The organism is Amycolatopsis sp. CB00013 (assembly GCF_001905755.1).
In the GTDB taxonomy this organism is placed as follows: Bacteria; Actinomycetota; Actinomycetes; order Mycobacteriales; family Pseudonocardiaceae; genus Amycolatopsis; species Amycolatopsis japonica.
Genome location: NZ_LIWC01000005.1, coordinates 174,000 through 186,395 on the forward strand (window position 1 = coordinate 174,000; position 12,396 = coordinate 186,395).

Here is a 12,396-nt window from a genome sequence, read left to right on the forward strand (position 1 = left end):
TCATGAGCGAGGTCGTTTACAACCGGATCGCGATGTTGCGGGCGGAACGGGGCATTTCCCGCCGCGAACTCGCCGATGCGCTGGGCGTGCATTACCAGACCATCGGCTACCTCGAACGCGGCGAGTACAGCCCGAGCCTCTACCTCGCCCTGCGGATCGCGGAGTTCTTCGAGGTGGCGGTGGAGATCATCTTCTCCACCGCCCCTTTCCCGCGGATCGGGGACTCTTCGTCGGAACGGTCGGCGTGAGCCTGCTGGAGCACGCGGTGCGTCGGACACGCGCTCCCGGATGCTCTGGGGATCTCTCGCGATGTCCTTGTGCGGCAACTGGATAAAGCGGCTTCGTCGCCTGCCGCCGGAAGCATCGACGGCTATCCGGTCAGCTTGGTTGAGCTGGTCGTCAGCCTGCTGGCCGCCGGGGGCGGGAGGTTTACGCGCGGCCCTGCGGCCCCGCCCGTCGAGATCCAGGCGCTGACTTCCGAGATCGCCGAATACCGACGACGCAAGGAAGCGGCCGTCGATCCACAGGAGTCCTCTTCGGCATTTAGTCGACTAAATGCGAGTCGCTCAGGGTGATGCGGTGCTGGCGACTGTTTCACCCTTCAGTGTTGTCGATGCGAGTTGGCTGGTTGCTTAAAATTACGAACACGTGTTCGATTTCTTCGGGTATTATGAAGGGGTGTCCGAGACCTTCCTCCCCGAGTTGCCGCAGGAGCTGTGGCGCGCCGGCAAGCTGGAGCTTGCCCATGGCGTGCAGCACGCTTTGCAGGTGATCCGGATCGCGACCGCTTGTCTGGGGCAGTTCCTGGCGGAGATCGAGTCTCGGGGCGCCAAAGACTTGTACGGGCATGGGAGTACGGCGAGCTGGCTCGCCGAGATCGCGGGGTTGTCGCGGGGTGAGGCGGGTCCGATCGTGAAGCGGGCGATCGCCTTGAACCCCACCCGCGCTCTGGATGGCACTGAGGTTCCGCCTCTCGCTCCCGCCACTGCTGCGGTCGCCGCTCAGGGATTGGTCGGGGATGAGCGGATCGATCAGATCCTGGAGATCCTGAAAAACCTCCCCGCCGACATTTCAGCCGAGGACCGGGCGGGAGCGGAGCAGATCCTCGGCAATCTTGCCCCGAGCGCCGGTCCTCGGCAGCTCGCCAAGGCTGAGGCGAACCTGCAGGGCTTGCTGAACCCTGATGGCAACGAACCCAAAGATCCCGAGCCGAAGGAGCCACGCCGCGAGATCACCTTGGAACGGCGCAAGGATGGCTTCTGGAAGCTCACCGGCCTGCTGGATGAGGAGACCGGTGCTCGCACGGCGGCAGCACTGGAGGCGCATGCGCAGCCGCGGCCGGTGGATGAGTTCGGGCAGGCGGATCTGCGGATGAAGTGCGAGCGCCTGGGAGACGCCTGGGCCGAGCTGCTCGATCTGGCCATCGCCTGCCCCGACCAACCGGGGACCAGCGGCTACCGCACCCTCGTGCACGTCACCGTCGGACTTGAGGAACTGAAGTCCGGTCTCGGCACCGCGTGTCTCGACTTCGTGGGGACAATGACGGCACGGGAAGCCCGGCTCGCGGCCTGCGATTGCCTGATGGTGCCGGTCGTGATGGGTGCCTCGGGCGAGCCGCTGGACATGGGTCGACTGAGACGGTTCGTCACCCCAGGCCAGAGACGCGCGTTGAACATCCGAGATGGCGGTTGCGCATTCCCGGGCTGTCATCGGAAGCCTAAGAATTGCCACGCTCATCATATTGAGCACTGGGCAGACGGCGGACCCACCGACCTCCGGAACCTCGTATTGCTCTGCGGCTTCCATCATCGGCTGATCCACCACGGTGATTGGGAAGTGCGGATGGCCGCCGACGGGTTACCGGAGTTCATCCCACCCCAATACCGAGACCCGCTCCGACAACCCCGACGCAACACCCTGCACCACGTCTGAACCCCGAAGAGCCCGCCAGCCATCCAGGCGACGGGCCCTTCGGCATGCCCGACGCCGGACAGGCCCGGTCACTGTGTGGATTTCTGGTCATCCAACGCCCCAAAATCCACACAGTCCATCACCACCGGACCAGTCACGCCCTGCCCGTCGCACGGCAACAGCCGCCAAGCCAACATGAAGACCTCCTCATCCGTCCTTAACGGACGATTCAGAAGCGCGTCACAAGCTCATCACCGTGACCGCCTACACCTACACGACCAGCCCACCGAGAAAACCCACCAACCCCGAAAAACCCCGGCACACCAAGGCATGGCTGATCCCCGCCGCGGCCATCCCGGCGCTGACCACCGCGCTCGTGCCCGGCGGACCGGGCTGGCAGGGCGCACTGGTCTTGGCCATCTTCACCACGGCCGTGGGCGCGTGGGTACTGACCAGCCTGGACGACACCTGGATCGCGCTGGCGGCGGTGGCCGTCCTTGCCGTGGCCGGAGTGCTGGCGCCCGCCGACCTGTTCGCCACCCTCGGCGCGGATCTGGTGTGGCTGCTGATCGCGGCGTTCGTACTGGCGGCGGGGCTGACCGCGTCAGGACTGGTCGACCGGTTCGTGGCCATGGTCCCCGCGCGGGCGCGATCGGTGCGCGGGCTGGCGCATCTGTCGACGGTCGCGGTGGTGGTCTCGTCGCTGGTGGTCCCCTCGACGTCGGGGCGGGCGGCGCTGGCCGTGCCGGTGTTCACCGCCTTGGCGAGCGCGCTTCCGCGGATGGTCAAGGCGCTCTCGGTGCTGTTCCCGACGGTGGTGTTGCTGTCGGCGGTTTCGACGCTCATCGGCGCGGGCGCGCATCTGGTGGCCGATCAGCTTCTGCGTGAAGCGACCGGCGACGGCATCGGCTTCCTGCGCTGGCTGTTGCTGGGCCTACCGCTTGCGGTGGTCTCGTCCCATCTCGCGGCCGAGGTCGTCTTGCGGTTGTTCACCACCCGCGAAGACCGTCGTGAGCGGTTCGACCTGCGCTCCAGGTTCCCGCCGCGAGGGCCGTGGACCCGGACGGAGCGGTTCGCGGCGGTCACCATCGGCGCCGTGCTGGTGCTGTGGTGCACCGAGCCGTGGCACGGACTGCCGCCCGCGCTGGTCGGGCTCGTCGGTGCCTTGGCGATGTGCGTGCCACCGCATCGGGTCACGACGGGTACGGCGCTGAAGACCGTGCCGTGGTCGTTGCTGCTCTTCACCGCCGCGACGGCCGCGCTGGGCGGCGCGCTGGTGTCGTCGGGCGCGGCGGCATGGGTGGCGGACGTGGCCTTGAGTCCCGTCCGGGGCGCGCCGGCGTGGGCCGTGCTGGCGGCGGTGATCGTGGTGAGCACGGCCGCGCATCTGGCGGTGCAGTCCCGGTCGGCGCGGTCTTCGGTGCTGGTGCCGGTGGTGATCCCGCTCGCGGCGGCCACCGGGCTGGCCCCGGCCGCGGCGGTGTTCGCCTCCACCGCGGCGGCAGGGTTCTGCCACACCCTCACCTCGTCCGCCAAACCGGTCGCGCTCTTCTCCGACATCGACGGCGTGCCGACCTATTCGTCCCGCGACCTGCTCCGGCTTTCGAAGGTGCTCGCGCCGCTGCACGTGGTCGTCGTCGCCGTCTTCGCCTTGCTCGTCTGGCCGCACCTCGGCCTCTCGCTCATCCCGTGAACCATCAGGAGGAAGTCATGCGGATCGTCGTCGCCCCCAGTGGGTTCAAGGAAAGTCTCGGTGCCGAAGCCGCCGCCGACGCCATCGCCGAGGGCGTGCTGCGGGTCGTCCCGTTCGCGGAGATCGACCGCGTCCCGCTCGTGGACGGCGGCGAGGGGTCGGCCGCGGCCCTGGCCGGGAGCACCGGCGGGAAGATCGTGGACACCGTCGTCACCGGCCCGGTCGGGCTGCCGGTGCGCTCCCATTTCGCGATTCTCGGCGACGGCTCGACGGCGGTGGTCGAGATGGCGGCGGCCGCGGGGCTCCGCCTGGTGCCCGCCGATCGGCGCGATCCCGGGCGCACCACCAGCCGGGGCGTCGGCGAGCTGATGATCGCCGCGCTCGACTCGGGCTGTTCGTCGGTGCTCGTCGGTTGCGGCGATTCCGGCGTGTCCGACGGCGGAGCCGGGGCGCTCCAGGCGCTGGGCGCCCGCGTGCTCGATCGCGCCGGTCAGGAGGTGGGGCCCGGCGGGGCGGAGCTGGCGCGGGCCCGGCACATCGACGTGTCCGGGCTCGATCCGAGACTCGCGGGCACCGAACTCCGGCTGGCGGTCAACCCGCACAACGTCCTGTGCGGCTCACGCGGCGTGGCCAGGGTGTTCGGCCCGCAGAAGGGCGCCACTCCCGAGCAGGTGGAGCGGCTGGCGGCGGCGCTCGACAACTGGGCCGGCGTCCTGCGCAGCGACCTGGGCGCCGAGGTCGCGCTCGTTCCCGGATCGGGTGCTTCCGGCGGTCTCGGCGCGGGGCTGTGCGCGGCGCTGGGAGCCCGGCTGCTGCCGCGCTTCGAAGTCCTGCTGGACCACGTCGACCTCGACGCGCGGCTGGCGGCGGCCGATCTCGTGGTCACCGCCGAGGGCACGATCGACGCCCAGACCCCGCACGGGAAGGTGCCCGCCGAGGTCGCGCGCCGGGCCAAGGCGCACGGCAAGCCGGTGGTCGCGCTCGCCGGGCGGATCGGCATGGACGCCGACACCACCTACGCGGTCGGCATCGACGCCTTCCAGGCCATCCAGCCCGGTCCTGTGGATCTGGACGAGGCGATCCTGCGCGGCGCGGAGTTCCTCACCGACGCCGCCGAACGGTTGCTGCGGCTCGTGCTGGTCGGCACCCGCCTGTCCACGCCCGTTATGTGAAGATTCCTTCATCTTGTCCTCATCTTCGCCACATCGACGACCGGAAGGGTGGAGCCATGGCCCGTTCGCCGCGTATCGCCCTGCTCATCGCCGCCGTGGCGCTCCCGCTCGGCGCGGCCGCGGTCACCTGGGCATGGCCGGAGCCGCCCGCGCCGCAGGCGCCGATCGAGGTGAAACTGAAGGAACACCCCACGTCGACCACCCAGCCCCCTCCGCCGAGCAGTTCCACGCCGGTGGTCGTGCCACCGCCCCCGGTGGTCCCGCCCGGCGACGACCAGGACGACGACGGTGCCGACGACGACTGAAACCAGGATGCGGGCGGTCCCCGCGCGCGTCCGGATCATGGGCTGGCTGCTGCTGCTCGTCGCCGTGGTGACGGTGTCGACGACGCTGGTCACGTACAACCTGTTGCTGCGCGAGGTCGACAGCGACGTCAACGCCGCGCTCGAGCAGGAGGCCGCCGAACTCGGCCAGGTGCTGGCCGAGGGGGTGGACCGCGCCACCGGGCAGCCGTTCCCGGACGTGCGGTCCGCATTGTCGGCGCATCTGCGGCGCCAGTACGTCGACGACGACGAAGTGGTCCTGGCCTGGACGCCGTCGTCCGGGCCGATCCTGCAGGACCGCGAGGAACCGTTCCGGCTGGGCGAGAGCCCAGCGGTGCTGGATCCGATCCTCGCCGACCCGGCGCGCAGCGGCAGCGTCGAGACCCCCGCCGGGGAGATGCGCTGGATCCGTGTCGACGCGTCCGGCACCCGCGAGGGTGACCGCGGTTCGTTCGTCGTCGGCTACTTCGTGGACCGCGACCGCGCCGAGATCGCCACCACCGTGCGGACCCTGCTGTTCGTCGGGCTGCTCGGGCTCGTCCTGGCCGGGGCCGCGGCGTGGCTGGTCGCCGGCCAGATCCTCGCCCCGGTGCGGCTGGTGCGCCGCGCCGCCGCCGAGATCACCGAGCACGACCTGACCCGCCGCATCCCGGTGGACGGCCGCGACGACGTCGCCGCGCTCGCCGAACAGTTCAACGCCATGCTCGACCGGCTCGACCTCGCGTTCGCCACCCAGCGGCGCTTCCTCGACGACGCCGGCCACGAACTGCGGACGCCCATCACGATCGTGCTCGGCCATCTCGAACTGCTCGACGACGACCCGGTCGCGCGGGCCGAGGCGATCCGGCTGTGCGTCGACGAACTGGACCGCATGAACCGCATCGTCGGCGATCTCCTGCTGCTGGCGAAGGCCGAGCAGCCCGACTTCGTCACCCTCGCCCCCACCGACGTCACCGAGCTGACCAGCGATCTTTACGCCAAGGTCCGCACCATCGGCGATCGTCGCTGGCGGCTGGAGGCGCTCGGCGAAGGCCAGGTGCCGCTCGACGAGCAGCGCACGACCCAGGCCGTGGTGCAGCTGGCCCAGAACGCCGTCCAGCACACCGAAGACGGCGACGAGATCCTGATCGGCTCGGCCGTCACCGAGGACACCGTGTCGTTCTGGGTGGCCGACCATGGCCCTGGAGTGCCGCGGGAGGACGCCGAGAAGATCTTCCAGCGGTTCAACCGGGGGCCGTCGGGCGGTCATCGGAGCGGGGCCGGGCTCGGGCTGGCGATCGTGCGCGCCATCGCCGAGGCTCAGCACGGCTTGGTGCGCCTGGAATCCGCCCCGGGGCACGGCGCCCGGTTCACCATCGAAATCCCTGTTCGTTCAGCCGAAGGAGGCACGCCGTGGCCCGTATCCTGATCGCCGAGGACGAGGAGCGCATCGCGTCGTTCGTCCGCAAGGGGCTCGTCGCCAACGGCTTCACCACCACCGTCGTCGCGGACGGCGAGCAGGCCCTCCAGTACGCCCTCGGCGACGGCTACGACCTGCTGGTGCTCGACCTCGGCCTGCCCTCCCGCGACGGCCTGTCCGTGCTGCGGACGCTGCGCGAACACCACAACACCACCCCGGTGGTGATCCTCACCGCGCACGATTCGCCGCAGACCACCCTGGCCGGGCTGGAGGGCGGCGCCGACGACTACATGGCCAAACCGTTCCGCTTCGACGAGCTGCTGGCCAGGATCCGGCTCCGGCTGCGCCGTACCGAACTCGTCGCCGAGACCACCGTGCTGCACGCGGGCCCGCTGTCGCTGGATCTGCGCACTCGCCGCGCGGACGTCGACGGCGCCGGCGTCGACCTGACCTCGCGCGAGTTCGCCCTGCTGGAGCTGTTCATCCGCCACCAGGGCCAGGTGCTGACCCGTGAGCAGATCCTCTCCCACGTGTGGGGGTACGACTTCGACCCGGGCTCCAACATCGTCGACGTGTACGTCCGCACCCTGCGCCGCAAGATCGGGGCGGGCCACATCCGCACCGCGCGGGGTATGGGGTACGCGTTCGACCCCGGCCACACATCACCTTGACTCCCGCCGGACCGCACCGGAGAGTGAACTCAAGACCCACGCGACGGCGGCGGAGGAACCCGGTGAGAGTCCGGGGCGGTCCCGCCACTGTCATCCTCCCGGCCAGGGAGGGAAGCCAGGAACTCCGGCCGTCGCGACCACACGACCCGGGGCGCGGACACCCCGAGTGAGGACTGCCGTGATCCTGCTTCTGTCCACTTCGGACACCGACCTGCTCAGCGCCCGTTCCAGCGAGGCCGAGTACCGGCTGGCCAACCCGGCCCGCCTCGACCTCGCGGAGCTGCCCGCCCTGCTCGACGGCGCCAAGATCGTCGTCGTCCGGATCCTCGGCTCCGAACGCAGCTGGCAGGAAGGCCTCGACACGGTCCGCGCGAGCGGCGCGCACGTGGTGGTCCTCGGCGGCGAGCAGACGCCGGACGCGCAGCTCATGAAGCTGTCCACCGTCCCGGCCGGCACCGCGGCGGAGGCGCACGCGTATCTCGCGCAGGGCGGCCCGGCCAACCTCACGCAGCTGCACCGGTTCCTGAGCGACACGCTCCTGCTCACCGGTGATGGCTTCGAGCCGCCCGCCGTGCAGCCGCTGTGGGGTGTCCTGGAGCGCGAGCCGAAGAGCACCGAGGGGCCGGTCGTCGCGATCCTCTACTACCGGGCGCATCACCTGTCCGGGAACACCGAGTTCGTCCACGCCCTCGCCGACGCCGTCGAGGACGCCGGGGGCCGCGCGCTCCCGATCCACTGCGCCTCCCTGCGCACCCGCGAGCCGGAGATGATGGCCGAGCTGGCCAAGGCCGACGCGCTCCTGGTCACCGTGCTGGCAGCAGGCGGCACCCGCCCGTCCGAGGTCGGCGCCGGTGGCGACGACGAGGCGTGGGACGTCGCCGAGATGGCCGCGCTCGACATCCCGATCCTGCAGGCGCTGTGCCTCACCAGCGATCGCGAGACCTGGTCCGCGAACGACGACGGCCTCTCGCCGCTCGACGCGGGCAACCAGATGGCCGTCCCCGAGTTCGACGGCCGCCTCATCACCGTCCCGTTCTCGTTCAAGGAGATCGACGACGACGGCCTCCCCAAGTACGTGCCGGACGCCGAGCGCGCTTCGCGGGTCGCCAAGATCGCGCTCGCGCACGCGCGTCTGCGCCACACTCCCCCGCCGGAACGCCGGATCGCGCTGATGCTGTCCGCGTACCCGACGAAGCATTCCCGCGTCGGCAACGCCGTCGGCCTCGACACTCCCGCGTCCGCGATCAAGCTGTTGCGCCGCATGCGCGACCAGGGTTACGACCTCGGCGACGATCCGTTCCCCGGCGTCGAGCCCACCGGCACCGACCAGCCCGACGGCGACGCGCTCATCCACGCGCTCATCGCCGCGGGCGGCCAGGATCCGGAGTGGCTCACCGAGGAACAGCTGTCCGGCAACCCGATCCGCGTGCCCGCGGGCAAATACCGCGAGTGGTTCGCCGAGCTGCCCGCGGAACTGCGCGAGGGCATGGAGGAGCACTGGGGCCCGGCGCCCGGCGAGCTTTACGTCGACAACGGCGACATCGTGCTGGCGTCGCTGCAGTCCGGCAACGTCATCCTGATGATCCAACCGCCGCGCGGTTTCGGCGAGAACCCGGTCGCGATCTACCACAACCCGGATCTCCCGCCGAGCCACCACTACCTGGCCGCGTACCGCTGGCTTGAGGAGGAATTCGGCGCGCACGCCGTCGTCCACCTCGGCAAACACGGTTCGCTGGAATGGCTTCCCGGCAAGACCGCGGGTCTCTCGGACTCGTGCGCGCCGGACGCCGTCCTGGGCAATCTGCCACTGATCTACCCGTTCCTGATCAACGACCCCGGCGAGGGCGCGCAGGCGAAACGGCGCGCGCACGCCACGATCGTCGACCATCTGATCCCGCCGATGGCCCGCGCCGAGAGCTACGGCGACATGGCCCGCCTGGAACAGCTCCTCGACGAGCACGCCAACATCGCCGCGATGGACCCGGCGAAACTGCCCGCCGTCCGCGCGCAGATCTGGACGCTGATCCAGGCCGCGAAACTGGACCACGACCTCGGTGTCGAAGAACGCCCGCACGACGCGGAGTTCGACGACTTCCTGCTGCACATCGACGGCTGGCTGTGCGAGGTCAAGGACGCCCAGATCCGCGACGGCCTGCACATCCTCGGCGCCGCGCCGGTGGGCGAGGCGCGGATCAACCTCGTGCTCGCCATGCTGCGCGCACAGCAGATGTGGGGCGGCAAACAGGGCGCGGTCCCCGGTCTGCGGTCCGCTTTGGGGCTCAAGGAGAACAGCGACGCCCCACTGTCCGAAGTGGACGCCATCGAGCAGACGGCCCGCTCGCTCGTCGAGGCGATGGAGGCCAGGGACTGGTCCCCCGCAGCCGTCGCCGAGGTCGTCGCCGAGGTGCCGGAACACCAGGAGGTCGCGCGCGTGCTGACCTTCGCCGCCACCGAGATCGTGCCGCGTCTGGCGGGCACCGGCGCCGAGATCGACGCCGTGCTCCACGCGCTCGACGGCGGCTACATCCCCGCGGGACCCAGCGGTTCTCCGCTGCGCGGCCTGATCAACGTGCTGCCGACCGGCCGCAACTTCTACACCGTCGACCCGAAGGCCATCCCCAGCCGTCTCGCATGGGAGACCGGACAGGCTCTCGCGGACTCGCTTCTCCGCCGCTACAAGGAGGACACAGGCGACTGGCCGCGTTCGGTCGGTCTCTCGGTCTGGGGCACGTCGGCGATGCGCACGTCGGGTGACGACGCGGCGGAAGTCCTCGCCCTGCTGGGTGTCCAGCCGGTTTGGGACGAGGCTTCGCGGCGCGTCACCGGGATCGAGGCGATCCCGCTCGCCGAGCTCGGCCGTCCGCGGATCGACGTCACCGTGCGGATCAGTGGGTTCTTCCGCGACGCCTTCCCGCATGTGATCACCCTCCTGGACGACGCCGTGCGCCTGGTGGCGAACCTCGACGAGCCGGACGAGCAGAACTTCGTGCGGGCCCACACCCGCGCGGATCTGGCCGCGCACGGCGACGAACGCCGGGCCACCACGAGGATCTTCGGCTCCAAGCCGGGCGCGTACGGGGCGGGTCTGCTGCCGCTGATGGATTCCGGGAACTGGCGCGACGACAAGGATCTCGCCGAGGTCTACGCGGTCTGGGGCGGCTTCGCCTACGGCCGCGACCTCGACGGCAGGCCGGCGCGCGAGGACATGGAGAACTCGTACAAGCGGATCGTGGTGGCGGCCAAGAACACCGACACCCGCGAGCACGACATCGCCGACTCCGACGACTATTTCCAGTACCACGGCGGGATGATCGCGACGGTCCGCGCGCTGACCGGGACCGCGCCCGCGTCCTACGTCGGCGACAGCACCACCCCGGACGCCGTCCGCACCCGCACGCTCGGCGAGGAGACCGCCCGCGTCTTCCGGGCCCGCGTGGTCAACCCGCGCTGGCTGGCGGCGATGCGCAAGCACGGCTACAAGGGCGCTTTCGAGCTGGCGGCGACGGTCGACTACCTGTTCGGTTTCGACGCCACCGCCGGTGTCGTCGGTGACTGGATGTACGAAAAGCTCACCGAGTCCTACGTGCTCGACGAGGTCAACCAGGAGTTCCTGCGCCAGGCCAACCCGTGGGCGCTGCGCGGCATCATCGAGCGGTTGAACGAGGCGGCCGATCGGGGGCTGTGGGCGGAGCCGGACGCCGATCTTTTGGCTCAGCTGCGCGAGGTCTACCTATCGCTGGAGGGGGATCTCGAGTCCTGACTTCACCCGCTGGAGCAGTGCCGTGGCACTCCCGGCGGTACCACTGTCATATGCGCAGAACTTAGCGTGACAAGGGCGGTGGGACGTCAATGATCGGGAGGACAGCGATGATCAAGCGTCTGTTGAAGGTCGTGCTTCGCCACGGTTGCTGCTCGGCGTGCACCGGTCAGGGCTGCGGCTGCTGCGACGCCTGCAAGTAGAAGCTCAGAGGTGGACACCCGGGATATGGGTGTTCGCGCGGCGGACGTCGGCGGCGAGGGCGGGTACCTCGATCACCCGGCGTCCGGCCGCCTCCAGCGTCTCGGCGCCGACGCAGTCGACGAACACCGACGGCTCGCGCCAGGCGAAAACGACGCGCGGGATGCCGGCGTCGAGGATGAGCTGGGTGCAGCTTCGCGGATGTGACGTCCGCGAGCTGCACGGCTCCAGTGACGTGTACATCGTCGCCTCCGCCAGCCTCGGATCCCCTGGTTCGAGTTTGGCGAGCGCGGCTTCTTCGGCATGGTTGGCGGGATCGCCGTCGCCCGAGAAACCGGTGGCGAGCACTTCGCCGTCGGCGGCGGTGATCACCGCGCCGACGCGGAACGTGCGCGGCGGGCAGTTCTCCGCCAGCGCGATGGCCTCACGCAGGTGCCGGATGTCCACATCGGACGGTTCCGGCGTCGCTTGGTACTCCAGGACGGCGATGTCGCCCAGCCGCGTGGTTCCGGTCAGCGTCAGCCCGCGCGGGAACGCGCCCGGCCCGACGAACCGCGGCGCGCGCGTGTCGCCGACGAAGAACGGCGCGACGGCCAGGTGCAGCTCGTCGACCAGGCCCTCGGTGAGGAACTGGGTATGGATCGCGCCGCCGCCTTCGACCATCAGCCGCCGGATGCCGCGCGCGTGGAGATCGGCCAGGATTTCCTTCAGGCCGGACAGTTCGACGACGGTCGCCTTCACCCCCGTGACGACGCCGGGCGGCGCGTAGACCAGCTTCTCGGTGTCGCCGACGGTGAAGAACTGCGCCGCCGGATCGAGTGACCCGCTCCGCGTGAGGGTGACCTTGACCGGCTGCTCCGGGCGCCCTTCCGCGACCCTTTTCGCGACCAGCTCCGGCGAGCGGACCAGCAACCGCGGATTGTCCGCGCGCACCGTGTTCGCGCCGACGAGGATCGCGTCCGACGCGGCACGCAGCCCGTCCACCCTGGCCCAGTCCTCCTCGTTCGACAGCACCAGCCGGGTGTCGCTCGCGTCGTCGAGGTAACCGTCGAGCGAGACCGCGGCGGAGAGCAGGACATGAGGGCGTTCGATCACGACCGCCAGTATGCCCCTCGCGGGTCTTTGGGACAGACCGTGACTCGGGGCTCTGTGGCGGGTTGTTCGTTACCGGGATTCGGCGACGGCCTGAGCCGGGGTCGGGTGTCGCGTCGGGGCGACGCTCTAGTGCCGTTGCCGGGATTCGGCGAAGGGTTACCAAGGGGAACTGGG

10 protein-coding genes and 1 riboswitch are annotated in these 12,396 nt (G+C 70.2%); of the genes, 9 read left to right on the forward strand and 1 reads right to left on the reverse strand.

The genetic code is table 11. The features are described 5' to 3' along the window. Positions 1-2: 2 nt before the first annotated feature. From AMK34_RS31090 to cobN, 9 genes are all read left to right on the forward strand, one after another. Positions 3-248 carry a helix-turn-helix transcriptional regulator gene (locus AMK34_RS31090; protein WP_005162705.1) on the forward strand — a complete coding sequence of 82 codons (246 nt, stop codon included), beginning with the start codon at positions 3-5 and terminating at the stop codon, positions 246-248. Positions 249-317: 69 nt separating this feature from the next. Further along, positions 318-575 carry a hypothetical protein gene (locus AMK34_RS42855; RefSeq protein ID WP_143202664.1) on the forward strand — a complete coding sequence of 86 codons (258 nt, stop codon included), beginning with the start codon at positions 318-320 and terminating at the stop codon, positions 573-575. A 103-nt stretch (positions 576-678) separates the two neighbouring features. After that, the gene (locus tag AMK34_RS31095) at positions 679-1,932 is read left to right on the forward strand and encodes an HNH endonuclease signature motif containing protein (RefSeq protein WP_073847997.1); all 1,254 of its coding nucleotides are present in this window, start codon (positions 679-681) and stop codon (positions 1,930-1,932) included. Between the two features lie 235 nt (positions 1,933-2,167). After that, the gene (locus AMK34_RS31100) at positions 2,168-3,604 is read left to right on the forward strand and encodes an SLC13 family permease (protein ID WP_083650051.1); all 1,437 of its coding nucleotides are present in this window, start codon (positions 2,168-2,170) and stop codon (positions 3,602-3,604) included. A 17-nt stretch (positions 3,605-3,621) separates the two neighbouring features. Continuing rightward, the gene (locus AMK34_RS31105; protein ID WP_073847715.1) at positions 3,622-4,776 is read left to right on the forward strand and encodes a glycerate kinase family protein; all 1,155 of its coding nucleotides are present in this window, start codon (positions 3,622-3,624) and stop codon (positions 4,774-4,776) included. A gap of 56 nt (positions 4,777-4,832) precedes the next feature. Next, positions 4,833-5,081, forward strand: a complete 249-nt coding sequence (locus AMK34_RS31110) for a hypothetical protein (protein ID WP_037346637.1) — start codon at positions 4,833-4,835, stop codon at positions 5,079-5,081. Then, entirely contained in the window at positions 5,065-6,507 is a 1,443-nt protein-coding gene (locus AMK34_RS31115; protein ID WP_241832904.1) for a sensor histidine kinase, read from the forward strand. The genes AMK34_RS31110 and AMK34_RS31115 overlap by 17 nt, the downstream gene beginning before the upstream one ends. Beyond that, positions 6,492-7,169, forward strand: a complete 678-nt coding sequence (locus AMK34_RS31120; RefSeq protein ID WP_038517869.1) for a response regulator transcription factor — start codon at positions 6,492-6,494, stop codon at positions 7,167-7,169. Before AMK34_RS31115 ends, AMK34_RS31120 begins: the two co-directional genes overlap by 16 nt. Positions 7,170-7,221: 52 nt before the next feature. Continuing rightward, positions 7,222-7,294: riboswitch (cobalamin riboswitch) on the forward strand. Positions 7,295-7,347: 53 nt separating this feature from the next. Further along, on the forward strand, positions 7,348-10,929 hold the full coding sequence (cobN, locus tag AMK34_RS31125; RefSeq protein ID WP_073847717.1) for a cobaltochelatase subunit CobN: 3,582 nt from the start codon (positions 7,348-7,350) through the stop codon (positions 10,927-10,929). A 204-nt stretch (positions 10,930-11,133) separates the two neighbouring features. Here cobN and AMK34_RS31130 read toward each other — a convergent pair whose 3' ends face one another. After that, positions 11,134-12,222, reverse strand: coding sequence for a dihydrofolate reductase family protein (locus AMK34_RS31130; protein ID WP_073847718.1), 1,089 nt, complete (start codon positions 12,220-12,222; stop codon positions 11,134-11,136). Positions 12,223-12,396 lie beyond the last annotated feature (174 nt).

Coding starts and splice junctions, on each gene's coding strand:
- AMK34_RS31105 (WP_073847715.1), top strand. CDS start 3,622: ATGCGGATCGTCGTCGCCCCCAGTGGGTTCAAGGAAAGTCTCGGTGCC.
- AMK34_RS31090 (WP_005162705.1), top strand. CDS start 3: ATGAGCGAGGTCGTTTACAACCGGATCGCGATGTTGCGGGCGGAACGG.
- AMK34_RS31110 (WP_037346637.1), top strand. CDS start 4,833: ATGGCCCGTTCGCCGCGTATCGCCCTGCTCATCGCCGCCGTGGCGCTC.